This window comes from Phenylobacterium sp. (assembly GCF_025351295.1).
Lineage (GTDB): Bacteria > Pseudomonadota > Alphaproteobacteria > Caulobacterales > Caulobacteraceae > Phenylobacterium.
The window spans coordinates 21,315-40,777 of sequence record NZ_JANXWD010000043.1; the positions used below are offsets into that span (position 1 = coordinate 21,315).

The following is a 19,463-nucleotide window of genomic DNA, read 5'->3' on the forward strand; positions in this document are numbered from 1 at the left end:
CATGCCATGGTGGTTTCGAAAGTCGGGCATGACACCGGCGCGTGCGGAGGGACGGATGGACGCGGTGATGGAACGGGAAGGTCTGACGGAACGCCTGGAGGCCGCCTCGCTGACCGGCATGTCCCTGGCGATCTGGGCCCAGGCGCAGCCGAACAAGGCCTGCGTCATCGACCCCGATGGCCGCACCCGCTCCTATGCCGAGGTCAACGCCAACGCCAACCGCCTGGTGCGCCTGCTGCGCAAGGCCGGGCTGCAACCGCTGGATTCCGTCGCCCTGATCGCCTCTAACCGGGGCGAGTTCGTGGAGGTGATGATTGCCTGCCAGCGCGGCGGCTATCGCCTGACGCCGGTCAACTGGCATCTCGCCACCGACGAGATCGCCTACACGCTGAACGACTGCGAGGCCAAGGCCGCCTTCTGCGAGGCCCGCGTCGCCACCTCGGGACCGGCCGTGGCCCAGGCGCCGGCCATCACCCTCAAGGTCGCCATCGGCGGCGGCATCCCGGGGTTCGTCAGCTACGAGGAGGCGATCTCCGGCCTCGACCCGTCCGACATCGACGACCCGGTGCTGGGCAACCAGATGCTCTACACCTCGGGCACCACCGGGCGGCCCAAGGGGGTCTATCGCGAGAACCCGGTGACCGTGCCCCAGGCGATGTACGCCCTGCGCGGCTACGACGAACATTCGGTCCAGCTCTGCGCGGGGCCGGCCTATCACGCCGCGCCGCTGGCCTTCGATGTGCGCGGGGCCATGGGGGCCGGCGCAACCCTGGTGTTCATGGACAAGTGGGATAGCGAACACACCCTGCGCACCCTCCAGGAGCGCCGCGTGACCCATCTGCACCTCGTGCCGATCATGTTCCAGCGGCTGCTGGCGCTGCCGGCCGAGGTGAAGGCCCGCTACGACATCTCCAGCGTGATCTACATCGTGCACGGCGCGGCGCCCTGCCCGCCGGAGGTCAAGTTCGCGATGATCGACTGGTTCGGCCCGGTGCTCAGCGAGTACTACGCCGGCTCCGAGGGCGGCGCGGGCTTCATGATCGACAGCCACGAGTGGCTGGCCAAGCCGGGTTCGGTGGGCAAGCGGCCGGTCCTGCTGGGTTCCAGGATCCTAGACGAGCAGGGCGCCGAATGCCCGCCCAACGTCTCGGGAACCATCTACCACCAGCTGCCGCCGGGCGGCGCCTTCACCTACTACAAGGACGAGAAGAAGACCCTGGCCAGCCGGGTCGGCGACCACTTCACCATGGGCGACATGGGGTACTTCGACGACGACGGCTACCTGTTCCTGACCGGCCGCAGCGCCGAGACAATCATTTCCGGCGGGGTCAACATCTACCCGCAGGAGGTCGACAACGAGCTGATCAAGCACGACGCCGTCGCCGACAGCGCCACCGTGGGCGTACCGCACGACGAGTGGGGCGAACAGGTCAAGGCGGTGATCCTGCTGAAGCCCGGCTACCAGCCCTCCGACCTGCTGGCCCAGGAGATCCTGGCCTTCGCCCGCGACAGCCTGCCGGCCTTCAAGGTGCCCCGCAGCCTGGATTTCGTCACCGAACTGCCCCGCTCCGAAGCCGGCAAGATCCAGCGCAACAAGGTCCGCGCCCCCTACTGGGAAGGCCGCGCGCGGCAGATTTAGGCGATCGCGGCGGCGCGCACCTGGTCCAGGAACCAGTCGGCGCCGGGATCGGAGACCCCGGTGCGCCGCATGACCGAGACGGTGATGCGGTCGGGCGGGAACGGCAGGTCGACCACCTGCAGGCCGAGCTTCTGCGCATGACGCTCGACCAGCCGCCGCGGGCAGGTGGCGATGGCGTCCGTCGAGGCCACCAGCATCAGGGCGGTGAGCCAGCCGGGGACCGAGGCCAGGTGCGCGATCCGCAGTTCGGGCGCCGCCTTGACGGGGTCGGCCGTCTCGCTGGGATTCCAGGCGAAGACGTGGCCGATCTCGCGCCAGCCCGCCTCGTCGATCGACCCGCTCACCCGCGGATGGCCGTTGCGCGCCGCGACGCAATAGTGGTCCTCGAACAGCGGCTCGACCAGATAGCCCGATCGGGCGGCGCCGAACCGGCCCAGCGCGAAATCGGCCTCGCCCCGACGCAGTGCCCGGAAGGCGTCGTCCTCGGCCAGTTGCGCGACGCCGAACGCCACATGCGGCGCGATCTGCCGCAGGCGATTGATCAGTTCGCTCCCGATCAGGGCCGTCACGAACTCCGGCGCGACGATGCGGAACAGTCGCCGGCTCTGCGCCGGGTCGAAGGTCGCGTCCGGGGTCATCGCCAGTCCCGCAAGGCTGATCAGGGCGTCGATCTGCGGCCCCAGGGCCAGCGCCCGCCGTGTCGGCTCGAAGCCGTGCGGGCGGCGCACGAACAGCGGATCGTCGAACAGGTCGCGAAGCCGGCCCAGGGCATGGCTGATCGCGGGTTGCGACAGGCCCAGCGTTTCGGCCGCGCGGCTGGCCTTGCCGGTGCGCAGCAGTTCGCGGAACACCAGCAGCAGACCGCCGTCCAGCCGGCGTAGTTTATTCAGATCGATATCACTCATTCAGCCAATTCAGTACGGCTGAACATGTAGCGCGTCTAGCCTGGCGGCATGAAACACGCCCTCCCCGCTGCCGCTGCCCTGCTGGCGGCCGCGCTCCTCCCCGCCCCGCCTGCCCGCGCCGCCGGCGAGCGGGGCGGGATCTATTCGGCGGTGACGCTGGTCTCCGACTACCGCTACCAGGGCGTCTCCAACTCGGACCAGCATGCCGCGATCCAGGCCAACGTCCATTATTTCCGGCCCGACGGCTGGTACGCCGGGGTCTTCGCCACCACCGTCGATTTCAACGACTATGGCACGTCGTATGAGCTGGATATCTACGGCGGCAGGACCCTGACGCTGGACAAGCAGACCGACCTGAAGCTGCAAGTGCTCTACACGACCTTCCCGGACAACCGGACGCCGGGCCCCACCTACGACTTCATCCAGGGCGGCGTCAGCCTGGTCCGCAAGGCCGGCCCGTTGACCCTCATCGGCCAGACCACCGTCGTGCCGGAGGCGTCCTACGGGTCCGGCAAGGCCTATCGCGCGGAACTGGGCGCCGACTATGTCCTGACCCCGCACCTGACCCTGAAGGCGCTGGCCGGCCGCCGCTGGATCGGTCGCGGCTCGGACCGCACCTACTGGAGCCTCGGTGCAGCCACGATGTGGAAGCACCTGACCTTCGAGGTGCGCTACCAGGACTCCAACCTGTCCCGCGCCCGCTGCGGCTACAACCCCGACATCTGCGGGCCGGCGCTGACCGCGGCGGTGACGGCGGCGTTTCCGTTGATCCTGTTCTGAGGTTCCGCGCTGCAGGATTGGAACCGCAGAAAACGCAGACAGACGCTGAACGGTCGATGTTGGCCCCGCCGCCGCAATCTCCCCGGCGCTTCCGCGTCTTTCCGCGTTTTCTGCGGTTTAAATCTCTTCGGCGCTGACGCGCCCGCGAACGCCGCCTAAGCTCCTCGAAGATCTGTGCCGGGGCTTCGCTGTGAAACACCCTGTGGCGGGCGACCCGCTGGGGGACGTCAGCGTCCTGCAACAGATCGTCTTCGTCATGAAAGAAGGAAAGTCTACAAACCCTGACCATGGATCGCCGCAGCTTCCTCCTGGCCGCCGCCGCCTCGGCCGGCCTGCCGCCCGCCATCGCCCGGGCCCGGGCGATCGACGCCCATGTGCGCACGGGCACGATCCGAGACGTCGAGCATGTGGTGATCTTCATGCAGGAGAACCGCGGCTTCGATCACTATTTCGGGGCGATGCCCGGGGTGCGGGGCTTCGCGGACCGGTTCCCGATCCCGCTGGAGGGCGACCGCACAGTCTGGATGCAGGCCAGCGGCGGCGGGGCCGGCCACCCGACCTTCATCGCGCCCTTCCCGCTGGAGACCACCGAGACCTTCGCGCTGATGCGGGTCGAGGGGACGCCGCACTACTGGCCGGACGCCCAGGCCGCCTGGGACGAAGGCCGCATGGCCCGCTGGCCGGCCGCCAAGGGCGACCACGCCATGGCCCACTACCGGCCGCAGGACCTGCCGTTCCACTACGCCCTGGCCGAGGCGTTCACGGTCTGCGACGCCTACCACTGCTCGATCCAGGCGATGACCAACCCCAACCGCCTGTTCCTGTTCAGCGGCACGAACGACCCGACGGGCCGGGCCGGCGGGCCGGGCATCGTCAACTCCCACGACCACTTCGTCGAGGAGGGCGGGGCCGCGGAGCCCTATGCCTGGACCACCTATCCCGAGCGGCTGACCGCGGCCGGGGTGTCGTGGCGGGTCTACCAGGACATGGCCGACAACTTCGGCGACAACTCGCTGGTGGGCTTCGCCGCCTTCCGCGCCGCCCACGCCAAGGCGCCCGGATCGGATCCCCGCCTGGCCCGCGACGGCCTGTCGACCTACCGGCTCGACGCCCTGAAGGCCGACGTGATGGCCGACGCCCTGCCGCAGGTCTCCTACATCGTCGCCCCTGAGCAGGCCTCCGAGCATCCCGGCCCCTCCAGCCCCGCCCAGGGCGCCGACTACACCGCCCAGGTGCTGGACGCGCTCACCGCCAATCCCGAGGTCTGGAGCAAGACCGTCCTGCTGCTGATGTTCGACGAGAACGACGGCTTCTTCGACCACGTCCCGCCGCCCGCGCCGCCCTCGCGCGATCCTGGCGGCGGCTGGCTGGGGGGCTCCACCGTCGACCTGGCCGGCGAACACCACCTGGTGCGCAACCCGATCGCCGGCGAGGCCGACCTGCCGGAGCTGATGGGCCGCCCCTACGGCCTGGGCGCGCGGGTGCCGATGGTGGCGATCTCGCCCTGGAGCCGGGGCGGCTGGGTGAATTCGCAGGTGTTCGACCACACCTCGGTGATCCGCTTCCTGGAGACCCGGTTCGGGGTGATGGAGCCGAACATCAGCCCCTGGCGACGCGCGGTGTGCGGCGACCTGACCTCGGCCTTCGACTTCAGCACGCCCAACCGCGAGGCGCGGCCGCCGGCGATGCCCGCCACGGCCGCCGTCGCCGCGCGCGCCGCCGCGCTGCCCGGCCGCACGCGCCCGCCGACCCCGGCCACGCCCAGCGCCCCGGAACAGGCCCCCGGCCTGCGCCGATCGCGGGCGCTGCCCTACGCGCTGGACGCCACCATCACCGTCGACAGCCGCGCCGCCCGGATCGCCTTCGCCAACACCGGGGCCGCCGCGGCGGTGTTCCACGCCTATAACCTGCTGGACCTGACACCCGCCCCGCGCCGCTATACCGTCTCGCCCGGCGAGCGGCTGCTGGACGGCTGGCCGCTGGTGGACGGGCGCTACGACCTCTGGGTCCTGGGCCCCAACGGCTATCACCGCCACTTCCGCGGGCTCGACGACCCGAAGCTGGCGCTGACCACCGCCTTCGACCCGAAGGCGACCCAACTCACGCTCACCCTGCACAACACCGGCGCGGCGGCGCTGGAGGTCAACGCCATGGGCAACGCCTATGAGATGAAGACCTGGCGCGCCGCCGTGCCGCCCGGCGGCTCGGTCGCCAACGCCTGGCCGCTGAGCGCGCACGGCGGCTGGTACGACCTCTCCGTGACCCTGCTGAACCACCCCGGCTGGCTGCGCCGCTACGCCGGACGCCTGGAGACCGGCCACGACAGCATCTCCGACCCGGAAATGCACGGCCCGGCGCGGATGACCCGCGAGACCTGAAGGGGATCGAATACCGTTTCCTATGAGTCCTCAAACTGCCGTTTGGTGTAGCTGGACAAATCGGGCCGCCTCTCGGGCGTTGGTCGGGTAAGCTTGTTCGAACCGAGTCGCTCCGAACACTGATAAGCTAGGCTATCCTTCGCCGACGAACGCACTTCGCAGGCGCGTTGGTTTGAAAGCTTCAATATACCGGGATTGCAGTCGTGCCTTGTAGGCGTTTGGCTCCGCGCGCTTTACGTCCCGATGAACTCGATAGCTTTCATCAGCGCCTGCATGCGGGGACGCTGATGGGTGCCGGGTTGACCACCAGTTGCAGCGGCGACAGCCCGCCATGAAGGCCCGATCAGACCCGGAGGGAAACACCCCGTCACCAACTGTGTTTTGGCCTCGCGGGCCGGCGCGTGGCAGAAGCCGCGGCCATGATCCCGTTCATCGATCTGCAGGCCCAACGCGCCCGCCTGGGCCAGCCGCTGGAGGACGCCATCCTCAAGGTGGTCCGCTCCGGCGCCTATATCTTGGGCCCGGAGATCGCCCAGTTCGAAGCCGCCCTGGCCGCCTTCGGCCAGGCGCCGCACGCGCTCTCCTGCGGTTCCGGCACCGAGGCCCTGGTGCTGCCGCTGATGGCCTGGGGGATCGGGCCCGGCGACGCGGTGTTCTGCCCCGCCTTCACCTTCGCCGCCACCGCCGAGGCCATGCCCCTGGTGGGCGCGTCGCCGGTGTTCGTGGACGTACGGCCGGACACCTACAACATCGACCCGGCGAAGCTGGACGCGGCGATCGAGGCCGTGACGGCGGCCGGCGCGCTGACGCCCCGCGCGATCATCGCCGTCGATCTGTTCGGCCAACCGGCCGACTACCCGGCCCTGGCCGCCATCGCCCGGAAGCACGGCCTGAGGCTGATCGCCGACAGCGCCCAGGGGTTCGGCGGCGCCCTGGATGGCCACCACCCGATCCATTGGGCGGACGTCACCACCACCTCGTTCTTCCCGGCCAAGCCGCTGGGCTGCTACGGCGACGGCGGGGCGGTGCTCAGCAAGGACGCGCGATTCCACGACCTGCTGGTCAGCCTGCGGGTGCACGGCCAGGCGGTCGCATCGGACCTGGTCGGCCGCACCTTCGACCATGACCCCAAGTACCTGAACATGCGGGTCGGCATGAACAGCCGGATGGATACCCTCCAGGCCGCCGTCCTGCTGCAGAAGCTGGCGATCTTCCCCGACGAGATCGCCGCCCGCAACCGCGTCGCCGCCCGCTACGCCCAAGGCCTGGGCGACATGGTCCGCACGCCCTCGGTGATCGCCGGGGGCGTCTCCGTCTGGGCCCAGTATACGATCGAGACCGACGACCGCGACGGCCTGGCCGCCCACCTGCGCGGCGAGCAGATCCCCACGGCGGTCTACTACCCGGTCCCCTTGCACCGGCAGGCGCCCTACGCCCGTTATCCCGCGCCCGGCGGCCTGCCGGTGACCGAGGCGGCGGCGGGGCGGGTCCTCAGCCTGCCGATGCACGCCTACCTGGAGCCCGACGTGCAGGACCGCATCATCTCGGCAATCCGCAACCACGTGAAGCGCAACGGCTAGATGGCGCGCGCCGCCAGAAAGTCCGGCCGGTGGCCGGACCGGCGCCAGTAGTCGGCGAGACCACAGGCTTCGCACAGCGCTGCGAAGCGCGGATCGGCCCTCAGGGGCGCAGTTGGCGGGACGAAGAACACCTGGCTGTGCCGACGCCGCTGGTCGGTCATGCCGGCCTCTCCGGGGCGTGGGCGGAGCGGCATGAGGCTGGGACCCCGGCGCAGCATGTAGCCATCGGCGACGATGAAAGCCTCGTCGAGGCGCCCGAGCGCCGACAGGATCATGATCGCACTGATCGCCGCTCCAGGCCCCGCCAGCGCGTCGGCCATCCAGCCGTCCACAGCGGTCTGAACGATCGCCGGCCGGCGTGTCCGGATGGCCTCGATCGCGATCCGAAGCCGTTCAAGGCGATCCTCGGGCATCCCTTCGGGCCTGCTCTCGACATCGGCGATCTGTGCAAGGGCGATCGTCGTGCGGCCAGTATTGCTCATCAGCCAGAGCCGCGAGAACCAGACGCCGGGATGACGAGGCCAAAGGGCGAAGGCCCGGTCGGCGGCCCGGTCGGCCTCGCCCACGCGGTCCCGGCTCCAAAGAAGGTAGACGTGGCGGTACTGAAGCGCCGGCGAAAGCGGCAGCGCCGCCGTGAGGGCGTCGATCAGGAGGCCGCTTTCGTGCGTCCGCCCGACGGCCTGCAGCGTCGCCGCCAGCTCTCGCGTCGCCGCTTCGTTGGTCGGTGCGTCAGCCAGGATTGCACGCAATCCCCGCTCGACAGCCAGCCAATCGCCATAGCTGGCGCGCAGCATGATCAGGGCGGTCCGCGCGTCCGGCTGACCAGGCGCCAGGGAGAGCGCTCGCGCCGCCGCGACTTCGCACGACCTCACCACCTCGGCGGTCTCGGCGGCTGGGGCGTCATCGGCCATCGCGACGCAGGCGAGGGCGAGCTTGCCCCAGAGCGCGGCGTCTCGCGGCTCGAGCACCACCGCCTGGCGCAGCAGGCCAGCCGCTCTTGGCCCTGACCCGCGCTGGTCTTCGTTTAGCGCCAGCTGGGCCTGTTCCGCGAGGTCGGCGGCGCGCCGCGCCCTGCCGTCAGGCCAGAGGGCGTAGGTCGCTGCGCCGGCTGTCACCAGGCCGGCGGCGGCGCCTAGCAACAGCCGCCGCGGAATCGGGCGCGGCGCGGGCGCCACGACGCCGTTCGCCGCCTCGGCCCCGTCCGTCGCGATCACCGCCCCGGTTAGCCGGTAGCCGGTCCGTGTGATCGTCTCGACGCCGAACTCTCCGGCCGCGACGGTCCGCGCCACGCGCCGCACCTCGCCCACCGCGCGGTTGAGGGCGTCGTCGCCGACGATCTGGCTGTTCCAGCAGAGCCGGCTCATGTCGTCGCGGGTCACCACGCCACCCGCGGCATTGGCCAGCACCAGCAGCACCTGCATCACCCGCGGCTCGATCGTGACCACGCCTCCGGGGCCTTTGACCTCGCGCGACGCGGGATCAATGCGGGTCGCGCCCAGGCGGAAAGGCCCCCACCGCGCCAGCTCCGCGGCTGTTGTCGCGACTAGGGTGTTGCCATCCAACCCACTGACTCCAAAGACGATCGGGAAATCATCGGCTTATCAACGGTTGTCCATCATTCCCCAGGCGACGGCGCCGGGGCCAGGATTTCCTCGGCCGCTTCCCCGGCTGTACGAGACCTTCGGAGATTAGCATGCGCCTGTCTTTCCTCCATCATCTGATCCGCCCCGCACTTGTCGCACTGGCGCTGACGGCGGCCTCGCCGGCCGCCGCAACGACCTACGCCTTCACCGGGACCTCGACGAACGATACGCCGCCGCCGACGCCCAGTGCGCTCTGCGCCGCCGGGGAGGTGCGCATCGCCTTCTCACCCGCCAACTCGACCGCGGCCGGTACGTCCAACTTCGGCGCGTTCGGTCCGTCGCTGGCGCATTGCCTCAGCCTGCCGCCGAGCAGCTACAGCGGCGGGGTGTTCGATTTCGCGTTTGCGGCCGGCGACGATCTGTCTGGCAGCTATTCGGGGTTCTTCAGCCCCACGGCCACGCCCGGCGTCCTGAACAACACCGTCAACTTCGTGGTCACTGGCGGCACGGGCCGCTTTCTCGGGGCCACGGGGGCGTTCCAGTCCATCGGGACCCTCGACCGCCGAGTCCCACGGCCGCTGAACACCGGGACTTTCAGCGGCTCGCTGAACCTGCCGGCCGTCCCCGAGCCGGCGACCTGGGCGATGATGATACTGGGCTTCGGCCTCACCGGAACCGCCATGCGCCGTCGGCGGGTGGGCCTCGCCGTCTAGACGGCCCAGGCCGCGGCCAGCTCCGCCGCCTCTGCCGCACCCTGGACCAGGCCGGCGCGGGCGGCGTTGGCGCGCTTGCGGAAGTCCATCAGGTTGACGCCCATCGCCGCCTGGCTGGCGGCGTGGGGCCCGACCACGAGCACCGTCGCCCCGCCGTCCTTCAGCGCCTGGACCTCGCCGTCCAGGCGTGCGGCGATCCGCGCGCCCACCTCGCCGCCGGCCGCCAGCCGCACGGCGATCACCACGACCAGGTCGTGGCCCGTGGCCATGTCGGCGTTGGTTGACGAGCGCATCCCGCCATCGATGTAGCGTCGCCCGTTGATCGTCACCGGCGGATAGATGCCCGGCACGCTGCAGCTCGACGCCACCGCCCGGCCGACGCCGACGCCGCTCTCCCGCGTCCAGAGCTGGAAGGCGCCAGTCTCGGCGTCCACCGCCGTGCAGGCATAGTTTCGCGGCGGCCAGACATCGGTCGGCAGGCCGGCGAAGGTGCGGCCGAAGCTGGCGATGAAGTCATTCTCGCTCATGGTCTGGGCGGCCAGGGCGAAGGCGCCGATCTCGCGGCGCACCTCCGCCGGATCGCGCGCGCCGCCCTGGGCCTCGCCCATCAGCCGCATCAGCGGCCCCCGGTCGGCGGGCGGCCCGCCCGCCGCGCCACCGGCGCGTTCGCCCGACTCCGCGGGCGGCCGCTCCGCCAGGATTGGGTCGGCCAGGGTCGCCGTCTCCGCGCCGAACGCCAGTCGCGAGCCGACGAACGATCCGGCCGAGGTGCCCATGATGAAGTCGGCCTGGCCCAGGTCGACCCCGGCCTTCGCCAGCCCGGCCAACAGCCCGCTCTCCCAGGCGATCCCCACGGGCCCGCCCCCGCCCAGCACCAGCGCCCGTGAAGCCATGGCCGTCTCTCCCACCTTGCATTTCGCCAGCATCGGGCGTGCCTTGGGCCTCGACAAGTCCTCGCTTGAGCCCGCCATGCCAGATGCCGATCCGCTCTCCGGCTTATCCGTGCGCCTTGCGGTTGGTTTGGCCCTGGCGGCCTTGGCGCCGCCAGCTTTTGCTGCTGACCCACCACCACTCTGTTCGGCGTTCCGCGACCTAGCGCGGACCGTGGAGCGCACCGGCCAGACGCGCCATGTGTCGCTCCGAGTTAACCAGAACGCAGAGGCCTTTACATCGTGCTCCGTCGAGCCGGATGATCTACCGCAACGCGCCTATTGCGCGGCCGCATTGGACACGGCCGGTATCGAGATGGCGCACCGTTACCCCTGGGTGTTGATCGCTTGCCTCCAAGTAGAGGGGGCTCGCTTCGTGATCGACGCGCGATCCGGCGACACGGGAATCCTGCGCAACAAACAGAAAGTTGTGCGTCTTACAGCTAAGCTGCGCAGAGGTATTGAGCTGAATCTTCGGTTCGAACCCGATCGTCGGCCCGACGCAAAACCGACGGACGACAACTACTTCGGCGCCTACGACCTCACGCTGAGCCGAACTGAGCGCCGCTAGCTCAGCGACCCCACGATCGAGGCCCGCTGGGAAAGCTCGATCCAGTTGCCGTCCGGGTCGCGGACCATGGAGATGCGGGCCGTGGCGCCCAGGGTGACCGGCACCATGGCCTCGCGGCCGCCCTTCGCCAGGACGGCGGCATGGTCCTCGTCGACCTTGAACACCTGGAAGGTGATGTAGCGCCAGCCCGGCCCGCGCATCTCGGCGTCGGCGGGAGCTTCCGGGTCGGGCTCAAGGATCAGCAGGCTCTCCCCGGCCCGGAACACGCCGGGCCGCTCCTCCGGGAAGCCGAACGCCTCGGCATAGAACCGCCGATGGGCGTCCAGGTCGCGGACGCCGATCCGCACGCCGATCTGGGTGACCCCCGCGTGGCCGGGCGGGACCAGGGTCACGCGGTTGCCCTCCGGATCGGCCAGGGCCACCGGCGTGGCCAGCCCCTCACGCGCCACGATCAGCTCCCGATACCCGCTCGGCGGGTTGGGCGGGAGCGGGCTCGTGTGGTGGTTGATCTTCAGCACGCTGCCCAGCACGTCGTGCCGGTGTTGGTCCTGGCCCTCGCGGATCGGCAGCAGGTGGTCGAACGCAATCCCCGCCTCGCCCTGCCAGAACGCCAGCATCGGTTCGAGGTGATTGGTGGCCAGACCGATGTCCAGGCGGGGCTTGGCGAGTTGCATGGGGTCCTCACTTGCGCGCCCAGCTTGCCCGTGGAATGGGTTTCGTCAAACAAGCGTTTGAGCCAGAACGCCATCAAAGGGAGCGTCCGATGAAAGCCGCCGTCTATCATGAGAACGGTCCCCCGGACGTCCTGCGATACGAGGACGTGCCCGACCCGCAATGTCATCCCAAGGGCATCGTGATCCGCGTCGAGGCGGTCTCGATCGAGGGCGGCGACACCCTCAACCGCCTCGGCGGTCCGTTGATGACCCACCCGCACGTGGTCGGCTACCAGGCCGCCGGCGAGGTGATCGAGGTCGGATCCGAGGTCGCGAATTTCAAGGTCGGCGACAAGGTCTGCACCACCGGCGGCTGGGGCAGCCATGCCGAGCTGCGCGCCGTCTCCGCCAAGACCGCCTGGAAGGCGCCGGACGGGCTCTCCACGCGCGAGGCCGCGGTGATCCCGGTGACCTTCGGCACCGCCGACGACTGCCTGTTCGAGTTCGGGCGGCTGAAGGCGGGCGAGATCGCCCTGATCCAGGCCGGCGGCTCAGGCGTGGGCGTTGCGGCGATCCAGCTCGCGGCCAGGGCCGGCGCGAAGCTGGTCATCGCCACCGCCTCGTCCGACGCGCGGCTGGAAAAGTTGAAGCCGCTCGGCATGACCCACGGCATCAACTATTCGACCCACGACGTGGTCGAGGAGGTGATGCGGATCACCGACAAGCACGGCGCCGACGTGGTGGTCGATTCGGTGGGCGGCGCGGTGCTGCAGGGCTCGATCCTGGCGCTCGCCTACCGCGGGCGCGTCTCGACCGTCGGCCAGGCCGGCCGCGACCGCCAGAAGCTGGATCTGAGCACGCTGATGGGCGGCAACCGCACCATATCCGGCGTCTTCCTGGGCGCCGAGATCAACACCGACCGGGTGCAGAAGAATATGGTCAGCCTGATCGACCGGGTGGCCAGGGGCGAGCTGAAGGTGGTGATCGACCGGGAGTTCCCGCTGTCGGAAGCCGCCGCCGCGCACGCCTATATCGAAAGCCGGCAGGCCGTGGGCCGGGTGCTGCTGATTCCCTAGCCGGGCTTAGCCGAAGATCTTCAGCCACAGGCCCGCGAGGCCAAGCAGGATAAACGCCCACATCGCCAGGGAAAGCAGGAGTGGAACGATCACGCGCATCGGTTCGCTCAGCCCCTCCCCCAAGGCGACTCTTACAGGAATGATTGGCGCACATGTCCCGGGAAGACCAGCCGATTCACGCGTAGAGATCGTCGCAGGGTCAAGCCTGCAACCCACAGGGGACCGACCGGAGGAGAAGATCGATGCCCAAAGCCCGTAACGGCGCCGTCGAAATCGAATACCAGACCTTCGGAAACGACCGTCCGGAGACCGTCCTGCTGGTCAACGGCCTGGGGTCGCAGATGACCCGCTGGCCCGAGGCGTTCTGCGCGAAGCTGGTGGCCCGGGGCTACCGCGTGATCCGTATGGACAACCGCGACACCGGCCTCTCCACCTGGCCCGCGGACGACTACGTCCTGGCCGACATGGGCAACGACGCCATGGCGGTGCTGGACGCCGCCGGGGTTGCGGGCGCCCACATCGCCGGGGTCTCCATGGGCGGGATGATCGTCCAGCGGATGGCCATCGACCATCCGGACCGGGTGCTGTCGCTGACCTCGATCATGTCGGCGCCGGGGCCGGCCACGCTGAAATCGACGCCGCAGGCCATGGCCGTGCTCGACGTGCCGCCGCCGGACCCCAAGGCCGACTTCGCCGCCTATGTCGCCCACGGAGTCCAGAACGCGCGGACCATCGGCAGCCCGGCCTATCCCTGGGACGAGGCCGAGCTCACCGCCCGCGTCGAAGCCGAATACCGCCGCGCCTTCAACCCGCCGGGGGCCGCGCGCCAGCGCCGGGCGATCGGCGCCGACGGCGACCGCGTGGCCGCGCTCAAGCAGCTCGACGTGCCGACCGTCGTCCTGCACGGCGCGGACGACCCGCTGGTCCAGCCCCTGGGCGGCGAGGCCACCGCGGCGGCCATCCCGGGCGCGGAGCTGCGGATCATCCCCGGCATGGGCCACGACCTGCCGCCGGCCCTGCACGACATCTTCCTCGACGCCATCTGCGCGGCGGCGGCCCGCGCCAAGACCGCCGCCTGATCTTAAGGACAACACCATGGGACGTCTTTCAGGCCGCACGGCCGTCATTACCGGCGCGGCCAGCGGCATCGGCCGGGCGGCGGCGAAGATCTTCGCCGCCGAGGGGGCCAGCCTGGTCCTCGCCGACAAGGCCGACGCCGTCGACGAGACCGCCGAGGCCGTGACATCCGCCGGCGGCAAGGCCGTGGCGCTGAAGGGCGACGCCGGCGACGAGGCTTTCGTCACATCCCTGGTCGCCCGCGCCCAGTCGGAGTTCGGCGGCCTCGACATCTTCTGGGCCAACGCCGGCATCTCCGGCGGTTTCGTCCCCCTGGAGGAGCAGACGGCCGAGTACTGGACCGAGATCCTGCGGGTGAACCTGATCGGCCCGTTCCTGGCGGTGAAGCACGCCTCGGCGGTGATGGTCGCCAGGGGCAAGGGCGCGATCATCTGCACCGCCTCGGTGGCCGGCATCCGCTCCGGCGCCGGCGGCCCGGCCTATTCGGCGTCCAAGGCCGGGGTAATCAGCCTGGTGAAGACCGCCTGCAACGAGCTCTATGGCACCGGGGTGCGGATCAACGCCATCGCGCCCGGCCTGATCGAGACCGGCATGACCAAGCCGATCTTCGACGGCGCCCGGGCCCGCGGCAACGAGGACCGGATCGGCCAGCTCAACCCCACCACCCGTTACGGCCAGCCGGAGGAGATCGCCCGCGCCGGCCTGTTCCTGGCCTCCGACGACGCTTCCTACGTCAACGGCCAGACGATCGCGGTAGACGGCGGCCTGTCGACCTCCCACCCCGTCGTGCGCCGCAAGCGATGATCCGGCCGGTCGGTCACGGCCGCCTTCAAAACGGCCAGATCGACCGCTTCGACTGCGACCCCGCCCGATAGCCGCATAAGGGACCGATGTTCCGCGCCCTCCTCATCGCCGCCGCCGCCGTGCTGCTGCTGGCCGCCAAGCCGGCGCCCAGCGTCGACTACAGCCTGGGCGTCGCGCCGCAGACGTCGGGCCCGCCGCTGCTGACGGTCGAGATCCGCCTGCGCGGCGACGCCGACGGCGAGACCCGCCTGGACCTGCCGGACCACTTCGGGGATGGGACTGAGGGCTGGCGCTATCTGTCGGCGCTCAGCGTCAGGGGCGCGAGCGTCACCGCTCCCGATCCGGCCCACCGCCTCCTGCGCCACAGGCCGGGGGCGAAGCTGGTCATCCGCTACCAGGTCCGGACCGCCTACCCTGAGGACCCGCCGGGCGAGGCGGGCAACACCTATCGCGGCCCGCTGATCCGGCCCGAGTGGTTCGCGGTGCTTGGAAATTTCGTCTTCGCGATCCCCGAGGGCCGCGAGAGCGAGCCCGCCACCTTCGCCTGGGGCAAGTTGCCGAAGGGCTGGCGCGTCGCCTCGGATCTCGAGCACGGCGCGATGGGCCGGCCGATGTCGACGAAGGACATCGACGAGTCGATCGCCATGGGCGGCGCCCGGCTGGCGGTCGAGGAACGCCCGATCCCGGGCGGCGTCCTGCGCTTCGCCACCCTGGCGGATGGCCCGTTCCAGCCCGGCCCGCTGGCCGACCAGGTCGCCCGCATCGTCAGCGCCGAGCGGGCGTTCTGGAACGACCTGCGCGAACCCTATTTCGTGGCGCTGATCCCGCTCACCGCCAAGCCGCATGGCAGTTCGACAGGCGGGACCGGCCGCGGCGACGGCTTCGTGCTCTACGCCACGCCGAACGGCGCCGACGCGCTGGAGTTCACGATCGGCCACGAGCACACCCACACCTGGATTCCCGAGCGCACCGGCCGCATGCCGGAGACCGCCGAGCCGGCCGTGTACTGGTTCAGCGAGGGCTTCACCGACTTCTTCACCACCCGCACCGAACTGCGCGCCGGCCTGATCGGCGCGGCCGAGGCGGTGGCGCGAATGGACAAGTCGATGCGGGCCTATGACGCCAGCCCGGCGCGCACCGCGCCGGCCGCCCGCATCGTCATCGAATTCTGGAACGACCCCAACGTCGAGCAGCTGCCCTACCAGCGCGGCCAGTTGCTGGCGCTGAAGTGGGACGAGGAGATCCGCAGGAAGACCGGCGGCAAGGCCGACCTCAACACCGCCATCCTGCGCATGCGCGACCACTACCAGCAGTTCCCGGCCGGGCAGGGGCCCGACGTGGTTACCGGGCTGGTCTCCGCCGTCTGGGTGACCGCCGCCCTCGACATCCGGCCCGACATCGCCAAATACGCCGACGATGGGGCCGTGGTCCCGTTGCCGGACGAGATGTTCGACGGCTGCCTGCAGGCCCGCGTGACGATCTCGCCGGGCTTCGACGCCGGGTTCGACGCGGACGCCTCCTTCACGACCAAGGTCCTGAAAGGCGTGAAGCGCCGCGGCCCCGCCTGGAATAGCGGCCTGCGCGACGGGATGGTCCTCGACGCGTGGACCTACAAGGCCGGCGACATGACCCGGCAGATCGAACTCACGGTGCGACCGCCGGCGAGGCGCGGCGTCAAGGCCAGGCCCAGGACCATCGCCTACTGGCCCTATGGCGACGTCGACACCCAGACCCGCGCCCTGCAGCTGACGCCCGGCATGTCCGAGGCGGCGCGTGCGGCCTGCGGCAAGAAGATCGGCGGCCTGTAGACATCCCTCCTCTTCAGGGGAGGGCCGACTCGCCGAAGGCGAGCGGGCTGGGGATCTCGCGACCAGGCTCTGAGCCTGGCCATGAGTTCCCCACCCTGACGGCTTCGCAGTCTGTCCCTCCCCTGAAGAGGAGGGATGAGGTCAGCGCCGCGGCCCTCGCCGCCAGCGATGCGCGGCCAGGACGGCCACCGCCGCCGCCACGCCCAGCACGAACGCGGCCACCGCCTTCGCGGAGACGTCCGCCGGGCCGATCCGCAAGGGCCCGCGTCCCATCCACTGGACCAGTTCGCCACGCGTTTCGGGTATCTCGATCTCGTCGGGGGTGAAGTCTTCGGTCGACATGGGCGGGCTCCGGCCTACGGCTGAGCTAACCCCCGCCGACCTCGGGGGTTCCGCCGGCCCGCCTGGCCGGTTAGAAGCGACGACCCAGTTTCCACGACGCCTCGACCGCAAGAGACCATGGCCGGACACTCAAAGTTCAAGAACATCATGCACCGCAAGGGCCGCGCGGACTCCGCGCGCTCCAAGCTGTTCTCCAAGCTCTCCCGCGAGATCACCGTGGCGGCCAAGCAGGGCCTGCCCGATCCCGCCATGAACGCGCGGCTGCGGCTGGCGGTGAACAACGCCAAGGGCGAGTCCCTGCCCAAGGACGTCATCGACCGCGCGATCAAGAAGGCCTCCGGCGGCGAGGCCGAAAGCTATGAGCAGATCCGCTACGAGGGCTTCGGCCCGGGCGGGGTGGGGGTGATCGTCGAGGCCCTGACCGACAACCGCAACCGCGCCGCCGCCAACGTCCGCTCGATCTTCACCAAGAACGGCGGCAACCTGGGCGAATCGGGCTCGGTCTCGTTCATGTGGGATCGGGTGGGCGAGATCCGCTACGCCCCTGCCGCCGGGTCCGAGGACAAGGTCATGGAGGCGGCCATCGAGGCCGGGGCCGACGACGTGGAGTCCGACGAGGACGGCCACACCATCTACGCCGCCTTCGAACTGCTCTCCGACGTGGCGACCGCGCTGGAGGCCGCGCTGGGTCCCGCCAGGTCCACCAACATCGTCTGGAAACCCCAGGTGCTGAACCCCGTCGCCGGCGACGCCGTGGCCACCCTGGTGAAGATGCTGGAGGCGCTCGAGGACGAGGAAGACGTGCAGCACGTCTATTCCAACGCCGACATCTCGGCCGAGGACCTGGAGAAGCTGGCGGGCTGATGGCCAAGCCCCCCCAGGACCCCCGCGTCACCGACCTCGCCAGCTACAAGAAGGCTCGCGAGCAGGCCAGACGCAAGCCCGCGCCCAAGCCGCCGGGCGCCTCGTTCCTCGGCTCCAACCCGCGCGCCGGCGCGATCCTGATCCTGGTGATCGTGGTGGTGGCCGCCCTCTATGTGGTCCCGCGCTTCCTGCATTGAGCCATAGGCGCCGCCACGTCCGCCCCGCTATGGTCGCGCAAACGGGACATAGGGGAACCGCCTTGCAGAGCACCATCAGACTCGCCGCCGCCGCCGCCGCCGCCGCCCTGGCGCTGACCGCCGGCGCCGCCCAGGCCGCCGACTTCGTCTCGGTGGCCCTGGAGACCACGCTCGACAAGCCTGCCGACGTGGCCTGGCCGAAGATCTCCGGCTACTGCGACATCGGCGCCTGGATGAAGACCACCTGCACGATCACCTCCGGCACCGACAACCAGGTCGGCGCCGTGCGCCTGATCGCCGGCCGCATCAGCGAACTGCTGGTCGCCAGGACGGCGTGGTCCTACAGCTACTCGCAGCCGAAATCGCCGATCGACTACCACGGCACGGTGGAAATCCGCCCGATCGACAAGGGCCACTCCAAGCTGCTCTACACCCTGGTCTACGACGCCGAGCCGCTGGCGACCCCCGAGGCCAAGGCCGCTGACAAGGACCGCCGCGCCAAGCAGTTCACCGTGGTCCTGGCGACCATGAAGGGCATCGCCGAAGCGAAGTAGGCGCGCCGCGGCGCTTCCTTTCCCGTCGCAGGCGGGAGAGGAAGGTCTCCGGTCGAGGTTCCGTAGCGGCGCCGGGCAGGCTAAGAACACCGCGCATATCGGGGGACAGGACGCGTCATGCAGAGACGTAAGGTCGATCGCGCCCAGCGGATGCGCGCACGCCGGGTCTGGTGGGAGCGCAACGGCGCCTTTGTGCGGGGGATCCTGACCGGCTCGGGGCTGACCGCGCTGGGGGCCTGGATCCTGCAGATGGTGCTGGCCCGATAGCCCGCGCCACCCCGCCCGCGGTCGCCACCGAAGCGGCCTACGAGGCCTGGGCCCGCGCCGAGGTGGCCCATTGGGGCCTGGGCGTTCTGAAGCCTGCCGGCGCCCTCGACCGCGCCGCCCAGGGGCTGCAGGGCCGCATCAACCGCCTGATCCCCGAGGCCGTGCACAACGCCGTCACCCGGGTGATGGAGGGCATGACCCGCACCATCCTGACCGGCGCCGACCTGACCACCGGCCCGCCGCTGATCGGCGCGTCCCTGGCCGAGCGCGACCGCCGCGCCCTGGCCGCCATCGACGGCTACCGCAAGACCGCGGCTGTCGAGGGCGGGGTCACGGGGGCCGGCGGCTTCTGGCTGGGGGTCGCCGACTTCCCGGCCCTGCTGGTGCTGAAGTTCAAGCTGCTGGTCGATCTCAGCGCCATCTATGGCCACGAAGCTGACCGCTTCGACGAACGGCTCTACATCCTCGCCCTGTTCCAGCTGGCCTTCTCCGGCCCCGACCACCGCGCGGCGATCTTCGCCGGCGTCGAGGGCTGGGACGGCCGCACGCACCCCACCGACTACGATCACTTCGACTGGCGCGCCTTCCAGCAGCAGTACCGCGACTACATCGACCTGCCGAAGCTGGCCCAGATGATCCCGGTGGTCGGCGCGCCTATCGGCGCCGTGGTCAACTGGCGGCTGGTCGAGCGCCTGGGCGAAACCGCCATGAACGGCTACCGAATGCGCTGGCTGGCGCGTTAG

Annotated in this window: 20 protein-coding genes; 15 read left to right on the top strand and 5 right to left on the bottom strand. The window is 70.3% G+C overall.

Annotation, left to right across the window (positions count from 1 at the left end):
• Positions 1–55 precede the first annotated feature (55 nt).
• Positions 56–1,639 carry an AMP-binding protein gene (locus Q0R13_RS06535; protein ID WP_293901256.1) on the top strand — a complete coding sequence of 528 codons (1,584 nt, stop codon included), beginning with the start codon at positions 56–58 and terminating at the stop codon, positions 1,637–1,639.
• On the opposite strand, the gene Q0R13_RS06540 is transcribed toward Q0R13_RS06535, so the two are convergent.
• Positions 1,636–2,544: a LysR family transcriptional regulator gene (locus Q0R13_RS06540; RefSeq protein ID WP_293901259.1), complete on the bottom strand. Its 909-nt coding sequence runs from the start codon at positions 2,542–2,544 to the stop codon at positions 1,636–1,638. The genes Q0R13_RS06535 and Q0R13_RS06540 overlap by 4 nt on opposite strands.
• Positions 2,545–2,592: 48 nt before the next feature.
• Here Q0R13_RS06540 and Q0R13_RS06545 point away from each other — a divergent pair, with 48 nt between their 5' ends.
• The 3 genes from Q0R13_RS06545 to Q0R13_RS06555 all read left to right on the top strand — a co-directional run bounded on the left by Q0R13_RS06545 (position 2,593) and on the right by Q0R13_RS06555 (position 7,282).
• The gene (locus Q0R13_RS06545; RefSeq protein WP_293901260.1) at positions 2,593–3,324 is read left to right on the top strand and encodes a TorF family putative porin; all 732 of its coding nucleotides are present in this window, start codon (positions 2,593–2,595) and stop codon (positions 3,322–3,324) included.
• 287 nt (positions 3,325–3,611) lie between these two features.
• Positions 3,612–5,702, top strand: coding sequence for a phosphocholine-specific phospholipase C (locus tag Q0R13_RS06550; protein WP_293901262.1), 2,091 nt, complete (start codon positions 3,612–3,614; stop codon positions 5,700–5,702).
• Between the two features lie 419 nt (positions 5,703–6,121).
• The gene (locus Q0R13_RS06555) at positions 6,122–7,282 is read left to right on the top strand and encodes a DegT/DnrJ/EryC1/StrS aminotransferase family protein (RefSeq protein ID WP_293901264.1); all 1,161 of its coding nucleotides are present in this window, start codon (positions 6,122–6,124) and stop codon (positions 7,280–7,282) included.
• On the opposite strand, the gene Q0R13_RS06560 is transcribed toward Q0R13_RS06555, so the two are convergent.
• The gene (locus Q0R13_RS06560) at positions 7,279–8,844 is read right to left on the bottom strand and encodes a winged helix-turn-helix domain-containing protein (protein ID WP_293901265.1); all 1,566 of its coding nucleotides are present in this window, start codon (positions 8,842–8,844) and stop codon (positions 7,279–7,281) included. The two genes, Q0R13_RS06555 and Q0R13_RS06560, sit on opposite strands and share 4 nt — an antisense overlap.
• A 131-nt stretch (positions 8,845–8,975) precedes the next feature.
• On the opposite strand from Q0R13_RS06560, the gene Q0R13_RS06565 reads away from it, so the two are divergent.
• Positions 8,976–9,578 carry a PEPxxWA-CTERM sorting domain-containing protein gene (locus tag Q0R13_RS06565; RefSeq protein WP_293901267.1) on the top strand — a complete coding sequence of 201 codons (603 nt, stop codon included), beginning with the start codon at positions 8,976–8,978 and terminating at the stop codon, positions 9,576–9,578.
• Here Q0R13_RS06565 and Q0R13_RS06570 read toward each other — a convergent pair.
• A complete protein-coding gene (locus Q0R13_RS06570) occupies positions 9,575–10,471 on the bottom strand; it encodes a patatin-like phospholipase family protein (RefSeq protein ID WP_293901269.1) in 897 nt (298 codons plus the stop codon). The genes Q0R13_RS06565 and Q0R13_RS06570 overlap by 4 nt on opposite strands.
• Here Q0R13_RS06570 and Q0R13_RS06575 point away from each other — a divergent pair.
• The gene (locus Q0R13_RS06575; RefSeq protein WP_293901272.1) at positions 10,470–11,078 is read left to right on the top strand and encodes a hypothetical protein; all 609 of its coding nucleotides are present in this window, start codon (positions 10,470–10,472) and stop codon (positions 11,076–11,078) included. The two genes, Q0R13_RS06570 and Q0R13_RS06575, sit on opposite strands and share 2 nt — an antisense overlap.
• On the opposite strand, the gene Q0R13_RS06580 is transcribed toward Q0R13_RS06575, so the two are convergent.
• Positions 11,075–11,752 (bottom strand): VOC family protein, encoded by a 678-nt coding sequence (locus tag Q0R13_RS06580; RefSeq protein ID WP_293901275.1) that lies wholly within the window; start codon positions 11,750–11,752, stop codon positions 11,075–11,077. The genes Q0R13_RS06575 and Q0R13_RS06580 overlap by 4 nt on opposite strands.
• Positions 11,753–11,841: 89 nt before the next feature.
• Between Q0R13_RS06580 and Q0R13_RS06585 the strand changes: the two genes are divergently transcribed.
• From Q0R13_RS06585 to Q0R13_RS06600, 4 genes are all read left to right on the top strand, one after another.
• Complete coding sequence (locus Q0R13_RS06585) at positions 11,842–12,807, top strand: zinc-binding alcohol dehydrogenase family protein (protein ID WP_293901278.1); 966 nt, start codon at positions 11,842–11,844, stop codon at positions 12,805–12,807.
• Positions 12,808–13,049: 242 nt separating this feature from the next.
• Positions 13,050–13,886 (top strand): alpha/beta hydrolase, encoded by an 837-nt coding sequence (locus Q0R13_RS06590; RefSeq protein WP_293901281.1) that lies wholly within the window; start codon positions 13,050–13,052, stop codon positions 13,884–13,886.
• A 16-nt stretch (positions 13,887–13,902) separates the two neighbouring features.
• Positions 13,903–14,688, top strand: coding sequence for an SDR family NAD(P)-dependent oxidoreductase (locus Q0R13_RS06595; protein WP_293901284.1), 786 nt, complete (start codon positions 13,903–13,905; stop codon positions 14,686–14,688).
• Between the two features lie 86 nt (positions 14,689–14,774).
• Complete coding sequence (locus Q0R13_RS06600) at positions 14,775–16,496, top strand: hypothetical protein (protein WP_293901287.1); 1,722 nt, start codon at positions 14,775–14,777, stop codon at positions 16,494–16,496.
• A gap of 141 nt (positions 16,497–16,637) precedes the next feature.
• Here the strand turns inward: Q0R13_RS06600 and Q0R13_RS06605 are convergent, their stop codons facing one another.
• Positions 16,638–16,838 carry a hypothetical protein gene (locus Q0R13_RS06605; protein ID WP_293901290.1) on the bottom strand — a complete coding sequence of 67 codons (201 nt, stop codon included), beginning with the start codon at positions 16,836–16,838 and terminating at the stop codon, positions 16,638–16,640.
• Between the two features lie 117 nt (positions 16,839–16,955).
• Between Q0R13_RS06605 and Q0R13_RS06610 the strand changes: the two genes are divergently transcribed.
• The 5 genes from Q0R13_RS06610 (at position 16,956) to Q0R13_RS06630 (ending at position 19,463) form a co-directional block, all read left to right on the top strand.
• Positions 16,956–17,702: a YebC/PmpR family DNA-binding transcriptional regulator gene (locus tag Q0R13_RS06610; RefSeq protein WP_293901292.1), complete on the top strand. Its 747-nt coding sequence runs from the start codon at positions 16,956–16,958 to the stop codon at positions 17,700–17,702.
• Entirely contained in the window at positions 17,702–17,899 is a 198-nt protein-coding gene (locus Q0R13_RS06615) for a hypothetical protein (protein WP_293901295.1), read from the top strand. The genes Q0R13_RS06610 and Q0R13_RS06615 overlap by 1 nt, the downstream gene beginning before the upstream one ends.
• Before the next feature lie 62 nt (positions 17,900–17,961).
• A complete protein-coding gene (locus Q0R13_RS06620) occupies positions 17,962–18,453 on the top strand; it encodes an SRPBCC family protein (RefSeq protein WP_293901298.1) in 492 nt (163 codons plus the stop codon).
• A gap of 117 nt (positions 18,454–18,570) precedes the next feature.
• Complete coding sequence (locus Q0R13_RS06625) at positions 18,571–18,720, top strand: hypothetical protein (protein WP_293901301.1); 150 nt, start codon at positions 18,571–18,573, stop codon at positions 18,718–18,720.
• Positions 18,721–18,782: 62 nt separating this feature from the next.
• Positions 18,783–19,463: an EcsC family protein gene (locus Q0R13_RS06630; RefSeq protein WP_293901304.1), complete on the top strand. Its 681-nt coding sequence runs from the start codon at positions 18,783–18,785 to the stop codon at positions 19,461–19,463.

What these genes read in the sequence shown, in the direction of transcription:
- Q0R13_RS06535 (WP_293901256.1), top strand. Translation starts at nt 56, where the DNA reads ATGGACGCGGTGATGGAACGGGAAGGTCTGACGGAACGCCTGGAGGCC.
- Q0R13_RS06540 (WP_293901259.1), bottom strand. Translation starts at nt 2,544, where the DNA reads ATGAGTGATATCGATCTGAATAAACTACGCCGGCTGGACGGCGGTCTG.
- Q0R13_RS06545 (WP_293901260.1), top strand. Translation starts at nt 2,593, where the DNA reads ATGAAACACGCCCTCCCCGCTGCCGCTGCCCTGCTGGCGGCCGCGCTC.
- Q0R13_RS06550 (WP_293901262.1), top strand. Translation starts at nt 3,612, where the DNA reads ATGGATCGCCGCAGCTTCCTCCTGGCCGCCGCCGCCTCGGCCGGCCTG.
- Q0R13_RS06555 (WP_293901264.1), top strand. Translation starts at nt 6,122, where the DNA reads ATGATCCCGTTCATCGATCTGCAGGCCCAACGCGCCCGCCTGGGCCAG.
- Q0R13_RS06565 (WP_293901267.1), top strand. Translation starts at nt 8,976, where the DNA reads ATGCGCCTGTCTTTCCTCCATCATCTGATCCGCCCCGCACTTGTCGCA.
- Q0R13_RS06575 (WP_293901272.1), top strand. Translation starts at nt 10,470, where the DNA reads ATGGCCGTCTCTCCCACCTTGCATTTCGCCAGCATCGGGCGTGCCTTG.
- Q0R13_RS06570 (WP_293901269.1), bottom strand. Translation starts at nt 10,471, where the DNA reads ATGGCTTCACGGGCGCTGGTGCTGGGCGGGGGCGGGCCCGTGGGGATC.
- Q0R13_RS06580 (WP_293901275.1), bottom strand. Translation starts at nt 11,752, where the DNA reads ATGCAACTCGCCAAGCCCCGCCTGGACATCGGTCTGGCCACCAATCAC.
- Q0R13_RS06585 (WP_293901278.1), top strand. Translation starts at nt 11,842, where the DNA reads ATGAAAGCCGCCGTCTATCATGAGAACGGTCCCCCGGACGTCCTGCGA.
- Q0R13_RS06590 (WP_293901281.1), top strand. Translation starts at nt 13,050, where the DNA reads ATGCCCAAAGCCCGTAACGGCGCCGTCGAAATCGAATACCAGACCTTC.
- Q0R13_RS06595 (WP_293901284.1), top strand. Translation starts at nt 13,903, where the DNA reads ATGGGACGTCTTTCAGGCCGCACGGCCGTCATTACCGGCGCGGCCAGC.
- Q0R13_RS06600 (WP_293901287.1), top strand. Translation starts at nt 14,775, where the DNA reads ATGTTCCGCGCCCTCCTCATCGCCGCCGCCGCCGTGCTGCTGCTGGCC.
- Q0R13_RS06605 (WP_293901290.1), bottom strand. Translation starts at nt 16,838, where the DNA reads ATGTCGACCGAAGACTTCACCCCCGACGAGATCGAGATACCCGAAACG.
- Q0R13_RS06610 (WP_293901292.1), top strand. Translation starts at nt 16,956, where the DNA reads ATGGCCGGACACTCAAAGTTCAAGAACATCATGCACCGCAAGGGCCGC.
- Q0R13_RS06615 (WP_293901295.1), top strand. Translation starts at nt 17,702, where the DNA reads ATGGCCAAGCCCCCCCAGGACCCCCGCGTCACCGACCTCGCCAGCTAC.
- Q0R13_RS06625 (WP_293901301.1), top strand. Translation starts at nt 18,571, where the DNA reads ATGCAGAGACGTAAGGTCGATCGCGCCCAGCGGATGCGCGCACGCCGG.